Raw genomic sequence first — 22378 nt, 5'->3', positions numbered from 1 at the left:
GATGCGACACCGTGCCCCCTTTTTTTCGCTCGGTCGCCTCCGGGGCGCTCTCTGCCGGTGCCGACAGGCCGACCGTGCTCACCCCTTCGGGCCTCCGCGCGCTCGGCCTGTCGGCACCGGCGCGCCCCTGCGGCTCCCTCGCGGCCGGTGGCCGGGGGTGCGCCTCCGTGACACGGCCTGTGCTGTGGGGCCCGCCTGCGCAGGCACGGATCGTGAGCCGGCGATGGGGCCGTCAGGACTTGAGCGCTGCCCTGTGTACGGCGAGGGCCAGCTTGTCGTTCTCCGGGGCCGCGCCGCCCGGGAAGGCCAGGCGGCGGCGGGTGTAGCCGTAGGCGAGACCGGAGCGGGGGTCGGCGAAGCCCTGGGAGCCGCCCGCGCCGCTGTGGCCGAAGGTGCCCGCGCCGAGGAAGGGGTGCCACACGTCGGCCGTCGCCTGGAAGCCGAGCGCGTAGGAACGGTGGCCGCGGGCGACCAGGTCGTAGCCGGTGGAATGGATCTGCCCGACCTCGGCGATCGTGTCGGGCTTCAGGAGCGGCGGGCGCTCGCCCAGCTCGCTGATCGCCGCCGCGTACATGCCCGCGATGCCGCGCGCCGCCGCCACCCCGCCCGCCGACGCCGGTCCCTTGGCGCGTACGGCACGGGAGTTGATGTAGTCGGTCAGGCTGCCGCTGCCCGGGACATGGGTGTTGAAGGCGATCGACGCGAGGGTGTGCGGGCCGGTCGGGGCCGCGTCCATGAGGGCCTGCTGCTCCGGGGTGGGCAGCATCGGCTGGACGGGACGGTAGCGGTCGTCCAGGGCGGCGGGCAGACCGAGATGGAAGTCGAGGCCGTAGGGCGCCCGGACGCGCTCCTCGAAGAGCTCCTGGATCGTCCGGCCCGTGGCCCGGCGCACGACCTCGCCCGTGAGCGCCCCGATCACCAGCGCGTGGTAGCCGAACGCGGTGCCGGGACGCCAGAACGGGCGCTGGTCGGCGAGGCGTTCGGCCAGGGCGCGGTCGTCGGAGAGCTCGTCGGTGCTGAAGCCCGCGTCCAGACCGATCAGCCCGGCGCGATGGGTGATCAGCTCGCGCAGCGTCAGCGCGCCCTTGCCCTCGGCCGCGAACTCCGGCCAGTAGTAGGTCACCTTGCGGTCCAGCTCCAGCGTGCCGTCCTGCACGAGCAGCGCGACGACGAGATGGGCGGCGCCCTTCGTCGACGAGAACACGGCGTGCAGGGAGTCGGCGTCGTTGCCGTCACCCGTCCACAGGTCGACGACCCGACGGCCGTGCACATGGGCACACAACTGCCCCTCGTAGTCGGGGCGTTCACCGGCCACGAACGCGGCGAACTCCTCGCGCACCGCTTCGAAGCCGTCGGCGACCGTGCCGTGTATCTCCCGCGTCATCCGCTCTCCTCGACCGTTGTCGTACCCATGCCGAACCATGCCGGTGCCGTCCGCCGCGGGACGCCAGTGCCCGGAGAGCAGGAGGTTCCCGGCCGCGTACGCGAAACCGTATCCCGGGGTTCCGGTGGTGACCGCGCCCGCGTTCACCATGCGGACGACCCCGTTCGGCGGTCTCGCGGTGCGCGCGGGGCGTACCTCCTCCGGGAGCTTCCTGAGATCGGTACGGCGACATGTACCTGTTCGACTCAACCGGAACAGGAAGGAGTTGGTGTCACACGATTCGCGAGCCGGGCCGCGAATGCCCTGGACGGACCGGCCGGGAGCGCCCGAAGGGAGCATGCTGAGGGCGTACGAGCCAAGGACGAGGAGAGCCACGCATGGCAGCCATCCCTTCGCTCCCCAGCCGGGACGACGTACTGCGCATGGCCCGCGCCACCACCGACATCACCGGCCAGCTCCTGGACACCGCGGGCAACATCACGAGGATCGCGATCAACACCTTCGACCCCAGGGACGGTTCGGGCCAGGAGGTCCTGCGGGTGCTGCGCCGCACCACGGCCGAACTGGCCGAGGCGAGCGCGTCCCCCGAGGCGCAGGAGGCCTTCTACCGGATCGTCGACACCCTGACGAGACTCGGCACGAGCGGCGCCCCGCTGGCCGTCCACCCGGTCAGCGAACCCGCCCAGGCCCTGCTGACCGCGCTCGGCGACAGCCTGCTGCCCGTCCTGGACGCGGTGGAACCGGCGGTGGAGGAGTTCGCCACCGCCCTCGGGGACCTCGTCGAGGCGCTGTCCCCGCTGCTGCCGGCCGGGGCCGGGCTCGCCGCCGGAGTGCTGCTCGCCCTCACCCCGTTCCTGCGCGCGGCGGCCGGCGTGCTGCGGGACTCCACGCCCGAACTGCGCCGCGCCGCGGACGCGTTGACCGCCGCGCTGGCCCCGCTGATGCCGCTCCAGGTGGCGCTGGCCGAACGGGCCGCCGTCGCGGGCGCCGAGGCCGTCCGGGCCGCCCTTCCTCCGCTCGCCGACCTCACGGAGGCCGCGGCGGCCACCGCGAAGGCCGCGGGACCGGTGCTGATCGCCGGGGAGGAACTGGTCGTCGCGGGCCTCGAACAGCTCCAGCCGCTGCTCCTCGCCTCCGCGTCCCGGGCCGGGCGGGTGGCCCGGGGCGTGGCCGTGCGGGTGTCGGCGGCGGTCAGTCCGGCGGGCGGGCGGGGCACGGTCGTGGCGGTTTTGGCCGGCTGAGCGGGGAGGAGGGAAGCGGGGGAGGGGGCCGATCCGCGCGGCGGATAGAGTGCGGCCATGCGAGATCTCGGGGTGGGCTTCAACTTCCTGCTGAAGGGCCAGCGATGGGTGGCCCGGCACGGCAGACAGTACGGTTTCGGCCTGATCCCGGGCCTGATCACCCTCGTCCTGTACGCGGCGGCGCTCGTCGCGCTCGCGGTGTGGGGCGAGGACTTCGTCACCTGGGCCACCCCGTTCGCCGACGACTGGTCCAGCCCGTGGGCGGGCCTGTTCCGCGGCTTCCTCACGGTGGTCCTGTGGGCGCTGGCCCTGCTCCTGGCCGTCCTCACCTTCACCGCGGTCACGCTCCTGGTCGGCCAGCCCTTCTACGAGAGCCTCTCCGAACGGGTCGACCGCGACGTGTCGCCCGACGGCACGGCCCCCGAGTCCGGGCTGCCGCTCTGGCGGGAGCTGTGGATCTCGGCGCGGGACAGCCTGCGGATCCTGGCCCGGGCGCTGGTGTGGGCGGTGCTCCTGTTCGCCCTCGGGTTCGTTCCGGTCGCGGGCCAGACCGTCGTCCCGGTGATCGGCTTCTTCGTCACCGGCTTCTTCCTCACCGAGGAACTCGTCGCCGTCGCCCTCCAGCGCCGGGGTGTCGAACTCCGCGACCGCCTCGCCCTGTTGCGTTCCCGCAAGCGTCTGGTCTGGGGCTTCGGCACCCCGCTCGGGCTGGCCTTCCTGGTGCCCTTCGTCGCCGTGTTCCTGATGCCGGGAGCGGTGGCCGGGGCGACCCTCATGGCGCGTGAACTGCTGGGCGAGGAGACCCGCGAGCCGGGCGACACGGACCCGGACCAGGAACACGACCACGAGCAGGTGACGGGCGCCTGACCGGGACGGCGGGCATGGCGGCCCGCACCGTCCCGGCCGGCCCCCGCGTCAGCCTCGCGTCCGCTCCGTCGCACCGAGCGCGACACCGACGATCGCCCGTACCTGCGCGATGACGTCGGCCCGGTTCCGCACGAAGACCGGGTCGGTGACCTCGGTGGTGTTGCCGGTGCCGAACTGGAGCACCGGCGTGTGCACATGCCCGCCCGGCAGACGGTCGTGCAGGCCGAGCCGGTCCCGCAGCAGCGTCGCCCGGTAGGCGATCTCGTTCGACAGGTAGTCCCCGCCGCCCCCGGCCCGCGCGGTGGACCCCTCGGTGGGCCCGTCCGGCCGGACGACGGGCGCGGTCGCCCCGGCGGGTATCTCCGTCACGGCGGTGTTGTCGTAGACGGGGAAACGCCCGGTCGTGGCGGCCACGATCGCCTGGTACGGCAGGGTCGTCGTCGTCCACTGCGGCTGCGAGGCCGGGTCGGTGACCGGGATCGTCTCCGTCCGTCCGACGTTGTCGTTGTCCGCGAACCCGCCCCGCCAGGCACCGTTGGTCCGCTCCACGTCGAACCGCCCCACCCGCCCCTGGCTGACGGTCGTGAACAGGTCGACCTTCCCCAGATACGGCCGCAGCGTCCGCTCGACGGTCCCCTCGGCGAAGTCCCGCCAGCGCACCGGGAACACGGCGGTCTCGACGCGCGCCGGACCGTCCGGGGTCTGCACGACCGTCCCGTCGAGCGCGAGCGCCGTCGCCCCCGACGGGTTGGAGATCCGGATGTCCCGGTCCAGGGTGAACGGGTCGAACCCGGTGACGAGCACCCGCTTCTCGCCGCCCTTCGGATACCGGATGTCGCTCTGCCCGCGCGAGGTCCGCTCCAACCGGGCCAGCAGCCAGGCCCGTTGGCGGTCGCTCAGTCCGAACTCCGGCTCCCAGCCGCGCACCTGCCGGGTCATCCCCAACCGGGCCCAGTACAACGGCCGGTCGTCGTCCCGGCTCAGATCCCCGCCCGCGGGCCCCCGCCCCTGCGCCCGCGCCACGGCCCGCTTCCACAACGCGGCCCCCTCGCGTACGACGATCCCGCGGGCCTGCGCGTACGACCGCGCCGCGCCGAGCGCCCGCGCGAACTCCGGTGCCACGTCGTCGAATCCGGAGCGGGCGAGGATCTCCTGCGGCACGGCCCGGTCCAGCCGCAGCTCCTCGGCCGTCGGCGCCTGTCCCGCCTCCGCCAGCGCCGGCTGCGGCACCGCCGTCATCCCGGCCACCACCGCGAACCCGACAAGTCCGATCCGAACACGTAGAGAAACCAAGGGAGTTCAACCTCCGAACGCTGTGGGGGGAGAGACGAGAAGTATCCTGTCCCCACCCGCCCCACACCATGCCGCCCGCCTCCCGCGCCACCCGGGCCGAGGTTGTCGGCGAGGTCAGCTCCGCCGGTCCGGGTCCTCGCCCAGCAGAGCGAGGAAGTCCCGGAAGGCGCCCGGCATGTCCACCGACTCCGGGTCCAGCAGCCACTGGTACTGCAATCCGTCCATCACCGCCACCAGCAGCGGCGCCGTCCGCTCGGGCGTGAGCCCGCTGGGCAGCCGGTCCCCGTACTCGGCGCGCAGCACGCCCGCCATGTTCTCCCGCACCAGCGCGTACCGCTCGGTGAAGTAGCCGCGGGCCGGATGCCCCTCCGTCACGCTCTCGCCGAGCAGCGCGGAGAACGTCTGGATGATCCCGGGCCGCATCGCGTTGTACTCGACGAGCGAGGCGAGCAGATCCACCCGCCACCGGCTGTCCGGCACCGCGTCCCACTGGTCCCGCTCCTCCAGGACGGCCACCAGCAGCGCGTCCTTGGTGGGGAAGTGGTGCAGCAGTCCCTGCTGGGTGAGCCCGACCCGCTCGGCGACCGCGGCGAGGCTCGCCCCCCGGTAACCGCGCTCGGCGATCACCTCCAGGGCCGCCCGCACGATCTCGGCGCGCCGTTCCTCGCTCCTGACCCTGGCGTTCATGAGCTCACGGTACGACATGGCCGGCCGTCAAATATAACGGCAATATAACGAAACCTACCGTTCACCAGGTAATGGATGCACGATGGAGTCACTTGCACGGACCCGAACCCTGCATGGACGCGAAACCCCTGCACGGACCCGAACCCTGGAGGACCCAATGGCGGGCACCCACCCCACCCCGGCCGACGAGGCGCGTGAGGCGGTCGTCGAGGCGGCCCTCGCCGCGCTCGACCTCGACGCGAAGACACGGCTGCTCGCCGGCCAGGACATGTGGAGCCTGCCCGCGCTGCCCGCGATCGGCCTGAAGTCCCTCGTCATGTCCGACGGACCCATCGGCGTCCGCGGTGTGCGCTGGACCGCCGACGACCCCTCGATCGCGCTCCCGTCCCCGACCGCGCTCGGTGCCACCTGGGACCCCGAGCTGGCCCGCCGCGCCGGAGTCCTGCTCGCCCAGGAGGCCCGCCGCAAGGGCGTCCACGTGCTCCTCGCCCCGACCGTCAACCTGCACCGCTCCCCGCTCGGCGGACGCCACTTCGAGGCGTACAGCGAGGACCCGTACCTCACCGGCCTCATCGGGGCGGGCTATGTCACCGGCGTCCAGTCCGGCGGCGTCGGCACCACCGTCAAGCACTTCGTCGCCAACGACGCCGAGACCGACCGCTTCACCGTGAACAACGTCGTCTCCGACCGCGCCCTGCGCGAGCTGTACCTGGCCCCCTTCGAGATCATCGTCGAGAACGCCCACCCCTGGGGCATCATGACCGCCTACAACTCGGTCAACGGCACGACGATGACCGAGCACCAGCACCTGGTGAACGACGTGCTCCGCGCCGAGTGGGGCTTCGACGGCTACAACGTCTCCGACTGGATGGCCGCGCGCTCCACCAAGGGTGCCGTCGAGGGCGGTCTCGACGTCGCCATGCCCGGCCCGCAGACCGTCTACGGTCCCGCCCTCGCCCAGGCCGTCCGGGACGGCGAGGTCGCCGAGGCCACCGTCGACGGGGCCGTGCGCAACGTCCTGCGCCTCGCCGCCCGCGTCGGCGCCCTGGAGGGCGCCGAGCCCGCCGTCACCGACCTGCCCGCCCCCGTGGACGGCGAGGCCCTCGCCCGCGAGATCGCCCGCCGCGCCTTCGTCCTCGTCCGCAACGAGGGCGCCCTGCCGCTCAAGCCCGGCAGCGTCGCCCTCATCGGTGCGGCGGCCCGCGACGCCCGCGTCCTCGGCGGCGGCTCCGCCACCGTCTTCCCGTCCCGGATCGTCTCCCCGCTGGACGCCCTGACCGAGGCCCTGCCGGACCTCACCTACGCCGTCGGCGCCGACCCCAACACCGAACTGGCCGTCGCGGACAAGGGCTTCACGCTCCGCGCGATCTGCCGCGACGCCGACGGCAACGTCCTCGGCACCGGCTCCGCGCCGAGCGGCCAGATCCAGTGGATGGGCGACGACCTGCCCGAGGGCGTCACCCACGACACCCTCCACACCATCGAGCTGACCGGCACCTTCACGCCCCGCGACACCGGCCCGCACACCTTCGGCGTCAAGGGCGTCGGCGCCTTCACCCTGAAGGTCGCCGGCACGACGTACTACGACGGCCTCCAGCTCCCCGCCGACTCCACGGACCCCTTCGAGGCGTTCTTCGGCTCCCCGGTGCCCCGGGCGGAGACCGAACTCACCGCGGGGGAGCCGGTGGAGGTCTCCCTCACCCACGTCTTCCAGCTGCCCGCCGACATCCCCTTCAAGGTCGTCGCCTTCGCCCTGGCCCACCAGGAGCCGCAGCGCGACGCCGACGAGCTCATCGCCGAGGCCGTGGAGGCGGCGCGCGACGCCGAGACGGCCGTCGTGGTCGTCGCCACCACGGACCTCGTGGAGTCCGAGGGCTTCGACCGCAAGGACCTGGCCCTCCCCGGCCGCCAGGACGACCTCGTCCGCGCGGTCGCCGCCGCGAACCCCAACACGGTGGTCGTCGTCAACGCCGGCTCCCCGGTCGAACTCCCGTGGCGCGACGACGTCGCCGCGATCCTCCTGACCTGGTTCCCCGGCCAGGAGGGCGGCGCCGCCCTCGCCGACGTCCTCACCGGCGCCGACGAGCCCGGCGGCCGTCTCCCCACCACCTGGGGCTCCTTCGACGCGGCCCCGGTCACCCAGGTCACCCCGGCCGACGGCGAACTCCCCTACACGGAGGACGTCTTCATCGGCTACCGGGCCTGGGCCAAGGAGAACCGCACGCCGTCCTACCCCTTCGGCCACGGCCTCGGCTACACGGACTGGACGTACGACTCCGTCGAGGTGACCGGCACCACCGTCAAGGTCCGCGTCCGCAACACCGGTGACCGGCCCGGCCGCGAGGTCGTCCAGCTCTACCTGGCCCCCACCCGTCCCGAGGGCCGCCCCGAACGCCTCCTCGCCGGCTTCGCCTCCGTCGAGGCCGCCCCGGGCGAGACCGCCGAAGCCACCATCGAGATCCCCCGCCGGGCCTTCGAGACGTGGGACGAGAAGGAGGGGACGTGGTCGTTTGTGAAGGGTTCGTACGAGATCCAGGCAGCCCGCTCGATCACGGACCGCCGACTCACCACCACGATTAACGTCTGATCCCAAAGACCAGCCCCGGCCCGGGACCTGACCCCTGGGCCGGGGCTTGCTTTTTCAGGGGGCGCCTTCAGGGGCGCGGGGAACTGCGCGACAAGCCCCCACCGGCCCGCGGACTCACCAGCGGCCTGCCCGAGAGGTCAGCGCGCAGAGAACCCGTACACCGTCTCCGACCGGAACACCTCGCCCGGCCGCAGCACCGTGCTCGGGAACTCCGGCCGGTTCGGCGAGTCCGGGAAGTGCTGGGTCTCCAGCGCGATCCCGTCCCCGGGGGAGAACGGTCCGTCCAGGTGGTCGGCGGTGTACAGCTGGATCCCCGGCTCGGTCGTGGACACCGTCAGCACCCGCCCCGACGAGGGATCGTGCAGCTCACCGATCTCGACGGCCACGTCACTCACCCCCTTGTCCAGCGCGAAGTTGTGGTCGTAGCCCGCCCCCACCTTCCGCGCCTCCCGGAAGTCGAACCGCCCGCCCGTGACGTCCTCCATCACCCCCGTGGGGATCAGGTCCGCGTCCACGGGCGTGTACGCCGAGGCGGCGAGCCGCAGTTCGTGCCCGCCCGCGTTCCCGGAACCGGCCAGGTTGAAGTAGCTGTGGTTGGTGAGGTTCACCACGGTGGGCGCGTCGGTCACGGCCTCGTAGCCGATCCGCAGCGCCCCGTCCGCGTCCAGGACGTACGTCGCCGAGACGTCGACCCGCCCCGGGAACCCCTCCTCGCCGTACGGGCTGACCCGCGACAGCCTGAGCCCGTGCTCGCCGAACGGCTCCACGTCCCACACCCGCTTGTCGAAGCCCCGCTCACCGCCGTGCAGTGAGTTCGGCGCGTTGTTGGGCGCGAGCGCGTACGTCACCCCGTCCAGCGGGAACCGCCCGCCCGCGATCCGGTTGGCGAACCGGCCGATCAGCGCGCCGAAGTACGGCCCGGTGTGGGTGAGATAGCCGTCCAGGTCGGCGAACCCCAGCACCACGTTCTGGACGCGCCCGTCCCGGTCCGGCACCTCCACCGACTGCACGATCCCGCCGTACGACAGCACCCGGACCCGGACCCCGGCCCGCTCAAGGGTCCAGCGGTGGACCGGAGTGCCGTCCGAAAGTGTGCCGAAGAGTTCGTTCATGTGCGGAACTCTAGGTCACGTGCCGCCGGCGGTGACCTTCCGGTAGGCGATCTCGGCCAGCCGGGCCTGTCCGTCCACGCTCGGATGGAACCAGTCGATATGGCTCAACTGGGCCGTGCCGAAGTCGTACGCGTACACCGCGCCCCCGTCGAAACGGCACCGCCGGTCCTTCGCGCACACCTCCTCCAGCACCGAGTTGTAGTCCTCCACCCGCTGCTGCACGGTGTCCCGCCGCTCGGTCGCCGCCGCGTCCAGCGCGTCCGCGTCCCCGAGCATCGACGGGCAGATCCCCAGCTTCCACACCTGCTTGCCGAGCGCGTTGGTCCGCCCCTGGGACCACAGCCGCTTCAGGTTCGGCACGCTCGCCACGTACACCTGCGCCTTCGGCGCCGTGGCCCGCAGGGTGCTCAGCGCCTTCTGGAACTGGGCGCGGAAGTCCGCCACGGACGTCATCGCCGACACCGAGTTCCGGCAGGCGTCGTTGGCGCCCGCCATCACCGTCACCAGCTCGGGCCCGCGCGCCGCCGCCTTGGCCATCTGACCGGCCACATCGGCCATCCGCGCCCCGGTGACGGCGTAGTTCCAGCTGTGCGACGCCGCCTTCGCCGTACCCATCAGCCGGACGGCGAGCGAGTCGACGTCCGCGCGGGCGCCGGTCGCCCAGGACACCTCCGGGCAGTCCTGGAGCAGCGAGCACGCGTCGAAGCCGCGGGTGATGGAGTCCCCGACGGCGGCCAGCGACGCCGGAGCGGTGTCCCAGACGGGAGTGGGCGAGGGCTTCGCCCGGTGCGCCGCGGATCCGGACGGCGCGGACTCGGCGCCCCCGACCGCGTCACATCCCGCGAGCGCCACGACGGCGGCCGTCACAGCGGCCAGCGCGGCGGCGGGCACGGCACGCGAGCGGTCGCTTCGCTTCCCCATCCCTTGCAGGTCCCCTCGGTTGCCGGACAGTCAGGTCCGTACGCGGATGCGTACTTTCTCCCCCTCCATGACAACGCGCGGGAGTTCCCGGCCGCCGCCGACGGGCCCCGCGATGCAACGCATCACCCCCTTCCCCGCATCCTGCCGGGTGAATGGCGGGTGTTTCACGGCACCGGGAGGGACGGTACGTCACACTCCTTGCGCCGCCGCACGGTAGCCTCGCCCTCAAACGTAGCCGCCGCTCACCCCAGCCCAAATGGTCCCGCTCTGCCCGGAGGTCCCGGTGACGACACGTGGAGTTCTGTACGTGCACTCCGCTCCGCGCGCGCTGTGCCCGCACGTCGAGTGGGCCGTCGCCGGAGTGCTCGGCACGCGCGTCAACCTCGACTGGATCCGGCAGCCGGCCGCCCCCGGCACCTGGCGCTCGGAGTTCTCCTGGCAGGGCCAGGTCGGCACCGCCTCCAAACTCGCCTCCGCGCTGCGCGGCTGGCATCTGCTGCGCTTCGAGGTGACCGCCGAGCCGTGCGCCACGGCCGAGGGCGAGCGCTACAGCTGCACCCCCGACCTCGGCATCTTCCACGCCGTCACCGGCATCCACGGCGACATCCTCATCCCCGAGGACCGGCTGCGGGCCGCGCTGACCCGCTCCCAGCGCGAGGAGACCGACCTGGAGGCCGAGATCGCCAAGCTCCTCGGCAAGCCCTGGGACGACGAGCTGGAGCCGTTCCGGTACGCGGGCGAGGGCGCCCCGGTCCGCTGGCTCCACCAGGTCGTCTGACACCCGCTCACGAGAGCCTGCGCGCACGGCGAAGGGCCCCCACCGTCCGGTGGGGGCCCTTCGGTGTCACGGGGACGGTTCTCAGACCGTCCGGAACGCCAGCACCACGTTGTGGCCGCCGAAGCCGAACGAGTCGTTCAGCGCGGCGATACGGCCGTCCACGGGCAGCTTGCGGGCCTCGCCGCGGACGACGTCGGCCGCGGCCTCCGCCTCCGGGTCGAGGTTCTCGATGTTGATGGTCGGCGGCGCCAGCCGGTTGTACAGCGCGAGGACCGTCGCGACGGACTCCACGCCACCGGCGCCACCGAGGAGGTGACCGGTCATCGACTTGGTCGCGGAGACCGCCATGTGGTCCGCGTCGTCGCCGAAGACCTTGCGCAGCGCCTTCAGCTCGGCCACGTCACCGGCCGGCGTCGAGGTGGCGTGCGCGTTGACGTGCACGATCTCCGCCGGGTCCAGGTCGCTGTTGGCCAGCAGGTTGCGCAGGGCCTGCGAGATGCCGTTGCCCTCGGGCTCCGGCTGCACGATGTCGTGCGCGTCGGCGGAGATGCCCTGGCCGACCGCCTCCGCGTACACCCGGGCGCCGCGCCGCTCGGCGTGCTCGGCGGACTCCAGGACCAGGACGCCGGCGCCCTCACCGAGGACGAAGCCGTCCCGGCCGGTGTCGTAGGGGCGCGAGGCACCCTGCGGGTCGTCGTTGTTCTTGGACATCGCCATCATGTTGCCGAACGCGGCGATGGGCAGCGGGTGGATCGCCGCCTCCGTACCACCGGCGACGACGACGTCGGCGCGGCCGGAGCGGATCATCTCGATGGCGTAGCCGATGGCCTCCGCGCCCGAGGCGCAGGCCGAGACCGGGGTGTGCACACCGGCACGGGCGCCCACGAGGAGACCCACGTTGGCGGACGGGCCGTTCGGCATCAGCATCGGGACGGTGTGCGGGGAGACGCGGCGGACGCCCTTCTCCTTGAGCACGTCGTACTGGTCGAGGAGGGTCGTCACACCACCGATGCCGGAGGCGATGACGGCACCGAGGCGGTCCGGCTCGACCGAGGTGTCCTCACCGGCCCGGGCCTCGAACCCGGCGTCCTTCCAGGCCTCCTGGGCGGCGATCAGCGCGAACTGCGCGGAACGGTCCAGCCGGCGGGCCTGCGGGCGCGGGATGACCTCGGTGGGCTCCACGGCCACCGGGGCCGCGATACGGACGGCCTGCTCGGCCGCCCACTCCTGCTCCAGGGGCTTCACACCGGACTTGCCGGCGATCAGACCCTCCCAGGTAGAGGCTGCGTCGCCACCCAGCGGTGTGGTTGCGCCGATACCGGTGACGACCACGGTGCGATTGGTCGGGCTCACGGGAAATCTTTCTCCAACGATGACGAGGATTCAGCGGCGCCACCGCCGGGTGGCGGGGCATGCATCCGGGCTAGAGGGTGACTCAGGCCTGGTGCTTGAGGATGTAGTCGGTCGCGTCGCCGACGGTCTTGAGGTTCTTGACGTCCTCGTCCGGGATCTTGACGTCGAAGCGCTCTTCGGCGGCGACGACGACCTCGACCATGGACAGCGAGTCGACGTCCAGGTCGTCGGTGAACGACTTGTCCAGCTCGACGTCCTCGACCGGGATGCCGGCGATCTCGTTCACGATGTCGGCGAGACCGGCGACGATCTCTTCCTGAGTGGCGGCCATGGAGGCGCTCCTTCGTAGATATCCAGAGGGTGTGGCACGTACCGCGGCAGCGGCGGTGCCTAGGGGAGGGTAACGACAGTCGCGGCGTAGACGAGACCCGCCCCGAAGCCGATGACGAGCGCGGTGTCGCCGCTCTTCGCCTCGCCGGTCGCCAGAAGCCGCTCCATCGCGAGCGGGATCGAGGCGGCCGAGGTGTTGCCGGTGGTGCGGACGTCACGGGCGACCGTGACGTGCCCCGGCAGTTTCAGCGTCTTCACCATCGAGTCGATGATCCGCTCGTTGGCCTGGTGGGGAATGAAGACGTCCAGGTCGTCCGGGCTGATTCCGGCCGCGTCCAGCGCCTGCTGGGCGACCTTCGCCATCTCGAACACGGCCCAGCGGAAGACCGCCTGGCCCTCCTGCGTGATCGCAGGGAACTTGTCGACCGCGCCGTCGCGGTAGTCCGTCCACGGGACGGTCTGCTTGATCGTCTCGGACTTGTCGCCCTCGGAGCCCCAGACCGTGGGGCCGATCGCCGGCTCCTTGGCCGGGCCGACGACGACCGCGCCCGCGCCGTCACCGAACAGGAAGGCCGTCGCGCGGTCCTCCAGGTCGGTCAGGTCCGAGAGCCGCTCGACGCCGATGACGAGGACGTACTCGGCGGAGCCCTCGACGATCATGCCCTTGGCGAGGGTCAGGCCGTAGCCGAAGCCCGCGCAGCCGGCCGAGATGTCGAAGGCGGCGGCCTTGTTCGTGCCCAGCTTGTCGGCGATCTCCGTCGCGACGGCCGGGGTCTGCTTGAAGTGCGAGACCGTCGAGACGATCACGCCGCCGATCTGCTCGGCGGAGATCCCGGCGTCGGCGATCGCCTTGCCGGAGGCCTCCACCGACATCGCGGCGACGGTCTCCTCGTCGGAGGCCCAGTGCCGGGTCTCGATGCCGGAGCGCGAGCGGATCCATTCGTCGGAGGAGTCGATCGTCTCCAGGATCACCTCGTTGGGCACGACCCGGGTCGGACGGTAACCGCCGACGCCCATGATCCGCGCGTACGGGGCGCCCTTGCTCGGCTTGATCTTCGACATTGCTCGGAGCCTCCTTGTTTCAGGCGCCCTGCTCGGCGATGAGCTCGCGAGCGGCGTCGAGGTCTTCTGGGGTCTTCAGGGCCAGCGTCTTCACGCCGGGCAGGGCGCGCTTGGCGAGGCCGGTGAGGGTGCCGCCGGGGCATACCTCGACGAGCGCGGTGACGCCGAGCTCCTTGAACGTCTCCATGCACAGGTCCCAGCGGACCGGGTTGGCGACCTGTCCGACCAGCCGCTGGAGCACCTCGGCGCCGCCCGCGACGGCCCGGCCGTCCTTGTTGGAGACGTAGGTGAGCCTCGGGTCGGCCGGGGTCAGCTCGGCGGCGGCCTTGGCGAGGGCGTCGACCGCGGGGGCCATGTGGTGCGTGTGGAAGGCGCCGGCGACCTTGAGCGGGATCACCTTGCGGACGCCCTCGGGCTTGTCCTCGTTCAGCGCGGCGAGCTGCTCCAGCGTGCCCGCGGCGACGATCTGGCCGGCGCCGTTGACGTTCGCCGGGGTCAGGCCGAGCTTCTCCAGGTGCGCGACGGAGACCTCGGGGTCGCCGCCGAGCAGGGCCGACATGCCGGTCTCGGTGATCGCGGCGGCGTCGGCCATGGCCAGACCCCGCTTGCGCACGAGGGTCAGCGCGGCGCTGTCGTCGAGGACACCGGCGAGGACGGCGGCGGTGATCTCGCCGACGGAGTGGCCGGCGACGGCGCCCGGCGTGATGTCACCGAGTGCCGCGGCGGACAGCAGACCGGCCGCGACCAGCAGCGGCTGGGCGACGGCGGTGTCCCGGATCTCGTCCGCGTCGGCCTGGGTGCCGTAGTGGGCGAGGTCCAGGCCGATGGCGTCCGACCACGCGGCGACGCGGTCGGCGGCACCGGGGAGTTCGAGCCAGGGGGTCAGGAAGCCGGGCGTCTGGGCGCCCTGGCCGGGAGCGACGAGTACGAGCACTCTCACACTCTCTCTTGAGGGCGGCCCAAGCCGCCCGTGGGGACAGGGACGAAGAACACGAAGGGGTTTTGTGGGCCCCCGACAAAAGCCTAGAGCTGAGGTTCGCCGTCGGCCAGACGCCCGAGGATCAGCGCGATCCGCAATGTGAACGCCGAACGTACATCCGAGGGCGACCAGCCGGTGACGTCAGTCACACGTCGAAGCCGGTAGCGCACGGTGTTCGGATGGACGAAGAGCATCCGGGCCGCGCCCTCCAGACTGGACGCCTGTTCGAGGTAGACGGAGAGCGTCTCCAGGAGGGCCGACCCGGCTTCCTCCAGTGGTCTGTAGATCTCCTCCACCAACTGCTCGCGGGCGCTCGGGTCACCGGCGATCGCGCGCTCCGGAAGCAGATCGTCCGCCAGCACCGGGCGCGGCGCGTCCTGCCAGGCCGTGCACGCCTTCAGCCCCGCCGCGGCGGCCTGCGCGGACCGGGTCGCGGTCAGCAGATCCGGTACGACGGGCCCTGCGACCACCGGTCCGGCCGCGTACGGCCCGATCAGCGACTTGGCGACCGCGATCGGGTTGTCGCTGCCGCCCGCGATGACGACGAGCCGGTCCCCGAGCACCCCGGTCAGCACCTGGAGCTTGGCGTGCCGCGCGGCCCGCCGGATCGCCTCCACCGTCAGCTCCGAGTCACCCTCGGGCGCGGTGCCGAGCACGACGCACACGTGCTCGGGGGAGTTCCAGCCGAGCGCGGCGGCCCGGGACACGGCCCCCTCGTCGGCCTCGCCGCTCAGCACGGCGTTGACCACCAGCGACTCCAGGCGCGCGTCCCAGGCACCGCGTGCCTCGGCGGCCTGGGCGTACACCTGGGCGGTCGCGAAGGCGATCTCCCGGGCGTAGACGAGGAGGGCCTCGCGCAGGACGGACTCGTCACCGGGCGCGGCGACCTCGTCGATGGCCGACTCCATGACCTCGATGGTCGTGCGCACCATCTCGACGGTCTGCCGCAGGGTGATCGCCCGGGTCAGCTCCCGCGGCGCCGTCCCGAACACGTCGGTCGAGATCGCCTGGGGCGCGTCCGGGTGCCGGAACCACTCGGTGAACGCGGCGATACCGGCCTGGGCGACCAGCCCGATCCAGGACCTGTTCTCCGGCGGCATGACCCGGTACCACGACAGGGTCTCGTCCATGCGCGCGATGGCCTGCGCGGCGAGCGAGCCGGAGGACTGCTCCAGCCTCTTCAGCGTCGCGGAGTGCGGGTGGACGGCGCGCGCGGCGGCTTCGGCATGGGTTGTTTCGGGTTCGGGCACGGGGACAAGACTGCCTTATCCGGACCTCGGGGCGTGCCGCCGGGGGCCTTCGGAGGTCTACCGTGGTGGACGTGATGGACGTACGGCGCGCCGCGGAGCGCTACCTGGGCGGGGACCTCGACGCCGGCATCGAGTCCTGGCACGCCTTCTCCTTCGGTCCCCACTACGACCCCGACAACCTCCGTTTCGGCGCGGTCATCGCCTGCAACGAGGAGCGTCTGGCGCCCGGCGCGGGCTTCGCGGAGCACCCGCACAGCCACACCGAGATCGTGACCTGGGTGGTCGAGGGCGAGCTGACCCACCGCGACTCCACCGGCCACCAGTCCGTCGTCCGCCCCGGTGACGTCCAGCGCCTCAGCTCCGCGGGCGGCGTCCGGCACACCGAACGCAACGACGGCCTGGAACCGCTCACCTTCGTCCAGACCTGGCTGGCCCCCCTCACCCCCGGCGGCGAGCCCGCCTACGAGGTGGTCCACGGCATCGCCGACTCCACGCCCTACGACGTCCCCGAGGCCGGCGCGATGCTCCACGTACGCCGCCTGGCGGCCGGGGAACGCACCGAACTGCCCACCGCCGCCCATCTGTACCTCCACGTGGTCCGCGGCGAACTGCGCCTCGGCGACACCGGTCTGACGACGGGCGACGCGGCCCGCCTGGTCAAGGAGGCGGCCATGGAGGTACGGGCCGTGACGGCGGCGGAGCTGCTGGTGTGGGAGATGTCCTGAGGCCCCGCGCCGCCGTCCGGCCGCCCGGCGTCAGCCCCGCAGCTCCCCGAGCACCGCGTCCGTGAACGCCGGCCATGCCTCGACCGCCCACGGGCCGAACGCCCGGTCCGCCAGGGCCACACAGGCCGCGCCCGCGTCCGGGTCGATCCACAGGAACGTGCCCGACTGACCGAAGTGGCCGAAGGTGCGCGGCGAGGACGAGGCGCCCGTCCAGTGCGGCGACTTGGCGGCCCGGATCTCGAAGCCGAGCCCCCAGTCGTTGGGGTTCTGGTGCCCGTACCCCGGCAGCACCCCCTTCGTCCCCGGGTACTGCACGGTCATCGCCTCCGCGACCGTGCGCGGGTCGAGCAGCCGGGGCGCCTGCACCTCGGCCGCGAACCGGAGCAGATCCTCCACGGTGGACACCCCGTCCTTGGCGGGGGAGCCCTCCAGGGACGTGGACGTCATGCCGAGCGGCTCCAGCACGGCCTGCCGCAGGTACTCCGCGAACGGGATGTCCGTGGCCTTCGCGACATGATCGCCGAGCTGCTCGAACCCGGCGTTGGAGTACAGCCGCCGCTCCCCGGGCGGCGCCATCACCTTGTGCTCGTCGAAGGCCAGCCCCGAGGTGTGCGCGAGGAGATGACGGACCGTCGACCCCGCGGGCCCGGCCGGCTCGTCGAACTCGATCGCCCCCTCCTCGTACGCGACGAGCGCCGCGTACGCCGCGAGCGGCTTGGTGACCGAGGCCAGCGGGAACCGGTGGGCGACGGCCCCGTGGGTGCCGAGGACGGTGCCGTCGGCCCGCACGACCCCCGCCGAGGCGTGGGGAACCGGCCAGTTCCCGATCAACGCGAGACTCTTCAGCGACATGCCGTCGAGCCTAAGTGGTCAGAGCCGCAGCTCCAGCAACGGGTCGGGCTTGGGCCGGAAGCCCAGGGAGTCGTACAGGGGTCGGGCGTCGGTGGACGCGGTGAGCTGGACGCGGCGGGCGCCGCGCTCGCGGAACCAGCCCAGCAGGGCGGTCATGCACCCGCGCGCGTACCCGCGGCGCCGGGCCCCGGGGTCGGTGGCGACGCTGAAGACGAAGCCCACGACGCCGTGCGGGTCGCCCGGCTTGCCGATGCGGTAGTCGATCGTCCCGCACACGAGCGTCGCCAGCGCCCCGGGCCGCTCCGGATGGTCCACCACGAAGGCGGCGAAGTCCCCGTCCGGCTCCGCCAGGCGCCGCCGCAGGACCGGCAGGGATTCGGTGTGCCACTCCGTGGAGGGGTCGGAGCCCGGCATCGAGTCGATCATCACCTGGCGCAGTCGCAGCACTTCGGCGGCGTCCTCGGGCCCAGCCCGTCGTACGGCATTCATGGTCCCGTACGTTAGGGACGCCGCCCGCCCCGCGTCCTGTGGATTTCTTACCGGTTCCGCTTGCTTGGAGTGCACTTCAAGGCCATAGCGTTGAGGTCATGACGGTGATGGAGACCACCACGACGGGTACCAGGACCGACAGCTGCGCCGCCCCGCCGCACGCGCACCGGCGTCCCGAGGGGCAGGACAGCTACACGATCAGCGAGGTCGTCGCCTTTACCGGCCTGACGGCGCACACGCTGCGCTGGTACGAACGCATCGGCCTGATGCCGCACATCGACCGCTCGCACACCGGCCAGCGCCGCTACAGCAACCGCGACCTGGACTGGCTCGACCTCGTCGGCAAGCTCCGGCTCACCGGCATGCCCGTCGCCGACATGGTCCGCTACGCGGAACTGGTCCGCGAGGGCGACCACACCTTCGGCGAGCGCTACGCGCTGCTCGTCGACACCCGCCGCGACGTCCTGGCCCGCATCGCCGAACTCCAGGACACCCTGGCCGTGCTCGACCGGAAGATCAGCTTCTACGGCGACGCCGGCCACGCCTACGAGAGGGAGAAGGCCGGATGACCGACCGCAGGATCCCCACCGCACGCCTGGGCACCGACGGGCCCGAGGTCGGCGTCCAGGGGCTCGGCTGCATGGGCATGAGCTTCGCGTACGGCCCCGCCGACGCGGGCGACTCCCGGGCCACCCTGGAGCGCGCCCTGGAGCTGGGCGTCACGCTGTACGACACGGCGGACGCGTACGGCGCGGGCGAGAACGAGCGGTTCCTCTCCCCGTTCTTCCGGGCCCACCGCGACGAGGTGGTGATCGCCACCAAGTTCGCCCTGTCGATCCCGCCCGGCGAGCCGACCCGGCGCGTCATCCGCAACGACGCGCCCTACGTCCGCCAGGCCGTCGAGGCGAGTCTGAAGCGCCTCGACGTGGACGTCATCGACCTCTACTACATGCACCGGCGCGATGTGAACGTGCCGATCGAGGAGACCGTCGGCGTGATGGCCGAGCTGGTCCGCGAGGGCAAGGTCAAGCAGCTGGGCCTGAGCGAGGTCACCGGCGACGAGCTGCGCGCGGCCCAGGCGGTCCACCCGATCGCCGCGGTGCAGTCGGAGTGGTCGCTGTTCAGCCGGGACATCGAGGCGGGCGTGGTTCCGGCGGCCCGGGACCTGGGCGTCACGCTCGTGCCGTACTCGCCGCTCGGCCGGGGCTTCCTCACCGGTTCCTTCGCCGACGCCGACAGCGATCTGAGCTCCGGTGACTTCCGCCGTCAGCAGCCCCGCTTCACCGGGGAGAACGCCGCCTCGAACGTGGCCCTGCTGGAGCCGGTCCGCACCGTCGCCGGGGCCCATGGCGCGACCCTCGGCCAGATCGCCCTGGCCTGGGTCCAGCAGCGGGCCGCCGTGCACGGACTGCCGGTCGTCCCGATCCCGGGCACCAGCAAGCCGCACCGGGTGGAGGAGAACACGGCGGCGGCCGGGATCGTCCTCACCGAGGACGAGCTGACGCTCCTGGAACCCATCGCGGGCAAGGTCGCGGGGGACCGCTACGCGGACATGACGTTCACGTCCGCCGGACGGGAGTGAGCCGGGCCGCTCACAGCTCGGAGAGCAGTTCCGCCTTCTTCAGGGAGAACTCCTCGTCGGTCACCAGCCCGGCCTGATGGAGTTCGCCGAGGTGGCGGATGCGTTCGGCGATGTCGGCCGGGTCCCTGCGCGGGGCCGCGGCCGGCACCGCCGGGCGCCCCTTGACGCGGACGGCGTCCAGCACCGCCGCCGCGAACGGCAGCGACTCGTGCACCGGCCCGTACCCGAGACCGAACACCACGGCCGCCGGGTCCTGGTCGGGCTGGACCGACGGGGAGTCGCCGCGCAGCAGCCGCAGATGCCCCTCGAAGACCTCGGGGGAGCGCCACTCCACGCCGGTGAGGTCGGCGATCGGGAAGCTCTGGTCCCCGGCCTTCCACTTCGCGGAGGACGCGCCCGTCCAGAACCAGCGGAACCGCACGGTCTTGCTGTCGAAGGACGCCTTGCCGTCGTACGCCTTGAAGGACTGCGGCAGGTCGGGGGCGGGGACGAGGAAGCGGTCGGCGGGCTCGTCCGAGGTGAGCCCGGCGCGCAGTTCGTCGGCGTAGTACTCGGCGAGCACCTCGCGCTCGGCGGGCAGCACGAGCCGGTAGGGATCGCTGCCCTCCTTGAGCTGACCGGCCGCCGCCTCCATCAGAGGGTCGGCGCCGGGCCGGGGCTCGGCACGCAGGACCACGGTGCCGCGCCTGCCGGGGGTCAGTGTCACGCCCGCCAGGGCGCTCAGGGGGATCCTCCGCTCTCCCAGCGCCTGGAAGAGCTTGGGTGTTCGAATCCCCCTTTCGTAACGGATGAGCACGGAGTCGGACTCGAACTCCCAGGCGGCATGAAATCCGGCCAGTACGTCACCCATGCGGCTCATCGTATGCGGCACGAGCTCCTCCGTCGCCTCCCCGCGCAGACCGCGATTTCTCCGGCTTCTACGCGCGTCCGTCGGTCGAGCTGCCGGACAGACCGGCCTGGCAGCTCTCGTCCTCGTCGGCACAGGCCACCGAGCGGTATGCGCCAACGCCGATCTCCGCGAAGTTGACCAGGCTGTCGGTACCGGGCTCGAAATAGCCGCTGTGCCCCTTCGCGCTCCGCGCCGACAGCACCCGGGCCCCGAACGCGGAGGAGACCGGGTCGGCTCCGTGGCCCAGACCGCCGAGCTCCAGGTACGGCACGTCCTGGATCCAGTCGTCGGCGTCCCGCATCGCCCACACCTGGGCCGAGGTGTGCAGCTGCGCCGCCTTCTCCACCCGCATCCCCGGACTGCCGGCCACCGCTATGTCGGCCACCCGCCCCGGCAGGTCGCGCGCGGCGACACCGCACACCACCGATCCGTAGCTGTGGCAGAACAGCGAGACCGGCGCGGTGCCGGGCAGCGCCCGCAGCAGCGCGTTCAGCCGGACGGCGCCCTGCTCGGCGCGGGTCGCGGTCGCCGAGTCGAGGCCGAGCCCGCCGGGCGCGGTGTAGTCGGCCCAGGCGATCACGGCCGTACGCGTCGACGGGCTCGCCGTCCGCTCCGCCTTGTACAGCGACTGGGCCATGCCGACCGGCGCCGAGTACTTGCGGTTGGTGCGCTGGAAGGTCAGCAGGTCCGTGTCGACGCCGGGGACGACGATCGAGATCCGCTGCGCCCTGCCCAGGTCGCCGAAGACCTCCGCGATCCGCCCGGAGCCCTCGGGGTCGAAGGCGAGGATCTTGCGCTTGTCGCTCGCCAGCGCCTCGAAGCGGTGCATGAGACGCCCCGCCTCCCGCTGGCCGTCGGGCGAGAGCCGGCTGTCGTGCATGCGTTTGAGCTCGACCTTGCGGGCCTGCTGGAGCGCGACCCGGTTGGCGCGGTAGCGCAGCTCCACGGGGGCGCCGTTCATATTGCCGACCGCGAGCGGGTACCGGCGCACCAGCGCGGCGCGCTGCGAGACGGTGAGCGAGGCGAAGAACCCGGCGAGCCGGGCGGGGGGAGCGTCCGGGTCGGGCAGCGCGTGGCCGCCTATGCGGCCGTGCTCCCAGGCGGTGAGCGAGGCATGCAGGGGGGTCGTGCTCCGGTGGCTGCGCAGGGCGGTCCACCCGGTGGTCGCCAGCATCACGAACACCACGGCCAGCGCGAGCAGTGCGCGCCAGACGTTCAGTTGGGGAGAGGTGTCGAAGGAAGTCACTGAAAGGACACACTAGGAGAACGAGAGGGTCTCGCGTCAACCGAGTGACGGGGATCACGTTTCGCCGGATGTGACGGTGACCTCAGTGACTCCGCCAGTCCTCCGTCAGCGCCGGACCGAGCTGTTCGAGATACGAGACGGTCAGCGTCCGCATCGCGTCGAGGCTGTGGTCCGTGGCCGTGTGCCACTGCCGTTCGGTCACCCGCATCACCCCGCTGAACACGGCCACCGCGAGCCGCGGCCGGGGATCGGCGTCGACGTCCAGCCCCTCGCGCCCGGCGATCACCCGCGCGAGGGTCTCCTCGACCTCCATGGAGTGCCGCAGATGCGCGGCGAGCAGCACCGGCGTCGACTCCACCACCCGGTACATCCGCAGGTACAGCTCGACCGGTACGACGGTGCCGATCGCGTCGGCGAGCGTGTCCCAGCCCTCGACGACGGCCTGGCGCAGCGCCTCCATGGGCGCCTCGTGCGGCGGGCGCGCCCGTACCGCGTCCACGAAGTGGGCCACCGCCAGGTCCATGACGGCGAGGGCGGCCTCCTCCTTGTTGGCGAAGTAGCGGAAGAAGGTGCGCTGCGAGACGTCGACCGCCGCGGCGATGTCGTCGACCGTCGTCCGCTCGTACCCGCGCGTGGTGAACGACTCGAGGGCCGCTCGGAGCAGGGCCTCACGGGTGCGCTGTTTCTTGCGTTCGCGCAGGGTTTCCATACCGTGTCAGTTACCGACTAGTGAATTTGTTTGTCAAATGTC

Annotated in this window: 22 protein-coding genes; 7 read left to right on the top strand and 15 right to left on the bottom strand. The window is 72.3% G+C overall.

Features of this window, described 5'->3' with window-relative positions; all coding sequences use genetic code 11:
• Window positions 1-232 precede the first annotated feature (232 nt).
• Window positions 233-1384 carry a serine hydrolase domain-containing protein gene (locus ACIPSE_RS00230; protein ID WP_401655697.1) on the bottom strand — a complete coding sequence of 384 codons (1152 nt, stop codon included), beginning with the start codon at window positions 1382-1384 and terminating at the stop codon, window positions 233-235.
• Window positions 1385-1761: 377 nt separating this feature from the next.
• Between ACIPSE_RS00230 and ACIPSE_RS00225 the strand changes: the two genes are divergently transcribed.
• The gene (locus ACIPSE_RS00225) at window positions 1762-2625 is read left to right on the top strand and encodes a hypothetical protein (RefSeq protein ID WP_401655695.1); all 864 of its coding nucleotides are present in this window, start codon (window positions 1762-1764) and stop codon (window positions 2623-2625) included.
• 57 nt (window positions 2626-2682) lie between these two features.
• Window positions 2683-3492: an EI24 domain-containing protein gene (locus ACIPSE_RS00220; RefSeq protein ID WP_401655693.1), complete on the top strand. Its 810-nt coding sequence runs from the start codon at window positions 2683-2685 to the stop codon at window positions 3490-3492.
• Window positions 3493-3540: 48 nt separating this feature from the next.
• On the opposite strand, the gene ACIPSE_RS00215 is transcribed toward ACIPSE_RS00220, so the two are convergent.
• Together ACIPSE_RS00215 and ACIPSE_RS00210 are read right to left on the bottom strand one after the other, a co-directional pair.
• Window positions 3541-4731, bottom strand: coding sequence for a pyroglutamyl peptidase (locus ACIPSE_RS00215; protein WP_401655691.1), 1191 nt, complete (start codon window positions 4729-4731; stop codon window positions 3541-3543).
• 168 nt (window positions 4732-4899) lie between these two features.
• Window positions 4900-5490, bottom strand: a complete 591-nt coding sequence (locus ACIPSE_RS00210; protein ID WP_401655689.1) for a TetR/AcrR family transcriptional regulator — start codon at window positions 5488-5490, stop codon at window positions 4900-4902.
• Window positions 5491-5629: 139 nt separating this feature from the next.
• Here ACIPSE_RS00210 and ACIPSE_RS00205 point away from each other — a divergent pair, with 139 nt between their 5' ends.
• Complete coding sequence (locus tag ACIPSE_RS00205; RefSeq protein ID WP_401655687.1) at window positions 5630-8059, top strand: beta-glucosidase; 2430 nt, start codon at window positions 5630-5632, stop codon at window positions 8057-8059.
• A gap of 137 nt (window positions 8060-8196) precedes the next feature.
• On the opposite strand, the gene ACIPSE_RS00200 is transcribed toward ACIPSE_RS00205, so the two are convergent.
• On the bottom strand, window positions 8197-9171 hold the full coding sequence (locus ACIPSE_RS00200) for an aldose epimerase family protein (protein ID WP_401655685.1): 975 nt from the start codon (window positions 9169-9171) through the stop codon (window positions 8197-8199).
• A gap of 15 nt (window positions 9172-9186) precedes the next feature.
• Complete coding sequence (locus tag ACIPSE_RS00195; RefSeq protein ID WP_401655683.1) at window positions 9187-10092, bottom strand: SGNH/GDSL hydrolase family protein; 906 nt, start codon at window positions 10090-10092, stop codon at window positions 9187-9189.
• Between the two features lie 283 nt (window positions 10093-10375).
• Here ACIPSE_RS00195 and ACIPSE_RS00190 point away from each other — a divergent pair, with 283 nt between their 5' ends.
• Window positions 10376-10870, top strand: a complete 495-nt coding sequence (locus ACIPSE_RS00190) for a DUF3145 domain-containing protein (RefSeq protein ID WP_401655681.1) — start codon at window positions 10376-10378, stop codon at window positions 10868-10870.
• An 81-nt stretch (window positions 10871-10951) separates the two neighbouring features.
• Here ACIPSE_RS00190 and fabF read toward each other — a convergent pair whose 3' ends face one another.
• The 5 genes from fabF to fasR form a co-directional block, all read right to left on the bottom strand.
• On the bottom strand, window positions 10952-12223 hold the full coding sequence (gene fabF / locus ACIPSE_RS00185; RefSeq protein WP_401655679.1) for a beta-ketoacyl-ACP synthase II: 1272 nt from the start codon (window positions 12221-12223) through the stop codon (window positions 10952-10954).
• 82 nt (window positions 12224-12305) lie between these two features.
• Window positions 12306-12554 (bottom strand): acyl carrier protein, encoded by a 249-nt coding sequence (locus ACIPSE_RS00180; RefSeq protein ID WP_401655677.1) that lies wholly within the window; start codon window positions 12552-12554, stop codon window positions 12306-12308.
• Between the two features lie 59 nt (window positions 12555-12613).
• Window positions 12614-13615, bottom strand: coding sequence for a ketoacyl-ACP synthase III (locus tag ACIPSE_RS00175; RefSeq protein ID WP_401655675.1), 1002 nt, complete (start codon window positions 13613-13615; stop codon window positions 12614-12616).
• Window positions 13616-13634: 19 nt separating this feature from the next.
• The gene (locus tag ACIPSE_RS00170) at window positions 13635-14549 is read right to left on the bottom strand and encodes an ACP S-malonyltransferase (protein WP_401655673.1); all 915 of its coding nucleotides are present in this window, start codon (window positions 14547-14549) and stop codon (window positions 13635-13637) included.
• Between the two features lie 89 nt (window positions 14550-14638).
• Window positions 14639-15844: a fatty acid biosynthesis transcriptional regulator FasR gene (gene fasR / locus ACIPSE_RS00165; protein ID WP_401655671.1), complete on the bottom strand. Its 1206-nt coding sequence runs from the start codon at window positions 15842-15844 to the stop codon at window positions 14639-14641.
• A gap of 74 nt (window positions 15845-15918) precedes the next feature.
• Here fasR and ACIPSE_RS00160 point away from each other — a divergent pair, with 74 nt between their 5' ends.
• Complete coding sequence (locus ACIPSE_RS00160) at window positions 15919-16569, top strand: pirin family protein (RefSeq protein WP_401657600.1); 651 nt, start codon at window positions 15919-15921, stop codon at window positions 16567-16569.
• A 30-nt stretch (window positions 16570-16599) separates the two neighbouring features.
• Here the strand turns inward: ACIPSE_RS00160 and ACIPSE_RS00155 are convergent, their stop codons facing one another.
• A complete protein-coding gene (locus tag ACIPSE_RS00155; RefSeq protein ID WP_401655669.1) occupies window positions 16600-17421 on the bottom strand; it encodes a serine hydrolase domain-containing protein in 822 nt (273 codons plus the stop codon).
• 18 nt (window positions 17422-17439) lie between these two features.
• The gene (locus ACIPSE_RS00150) at window positions 17440-17910 is read right to left on the bottom strand and encodes a GNAT family N-acetyltransferase (RefSeq protein WP_401655667.1); all 471 of its coding nucleotides are present in this window, start codon (window positions 17908-17910) and stop codon (window positions 17440-17442) included.
• Window positions 17911-18008: 98 nt separating this feature from the next.
• Between ACIPSE_RS00150 and ACIPSE_RS00145 the strand changes: the two genes are divergently transcribed.
• Window positions 18009-18479, top strand: coding sequence for a MerR family transcriptional regulator (locus ACIPSE_RS00145; protein WP_401655665.1), 471 nt, complete (start codon window positions 18009-18011; stop codon window positions 18477-18479).
• Complete coding sequence (locus tag ACIPSE_RS00140) at window positions 18476-19492, top strand: aldo/keto reductase (protein WP_401655663.1); 1017 nt, start codon at window positions 18476-18478, stop codon at window positions 19490-19492. The genes ACIPSE_RS00145 and ACIPSE_RS00140 overlap by 4 nt, the downstream gene beginning before the upstream one ends.
• Window positions 19493-19502: 10 nt before the next feature.
• Here ACIPSE_RS00140 and ACIPSE_RS00135 read toward each other — a convergent pair whose 3' ends face one another.
• The 3 genes from ACIPSE_RS00135 to ACIPSE_RS00125 all read right to left on the bottom strand — a co-directional run bounded on the left by ACIPSE_RS00135 (window position 19503) and on the right by ACIPSE_RS00125 (window position 22336).
• The gene (locus tag ACIPSE_RS00135) at window positions 19503-20351 is read right to left on the bottom strand and encodes a DUF4429 domain-containing protein (RefSeq protein WP_401657598.1); all 849 of its coding nucleotides are present in this window, start codon (window positions 20349-20351) and stop codon (window positions 19503-19505) included.
• Between the two features lie 58 nt (window positions 20352-20409).
• Window positions 20410-21627, bottom strand: a complete 1218-nt coding sequence (locus ACIPSE_RS00130; protein ID WP_401655660.1) for an alpha/beta hydrolase — start codon at window positions 21625-21627, stop codon at window positions 20410-20412.
• An 82-nt stretch (window positions 21628-21709) separates the two neighbouring features.
• Window positions 21710-22336, bottom strand: coding sequence for a TetR/AcrR family transcriptional regulator (locus ACIPSE_RS00125; protein ID WP_401655658.1), 627 nt, complete (start codon window positions 22334-22336; stop codon window positions 21710-21712).
• Between the last annotated feature and the right edge of the window lie 42 nt (window positions 22337-22378).

The sequence above is a fragment of the Streptomyces sp. NPDC090106 genome (assembly GCF_044747265.1).
Lineage (GTDB): Bacteria > Actinomycetota > Actinomycetes > Streptomycetales > Streptomycetaceae > Streptomyces.
Note: the sequence above shows the minus strand (reverse complement) of the source record. Positions and strands in the feature narration are given on the sequence as shown.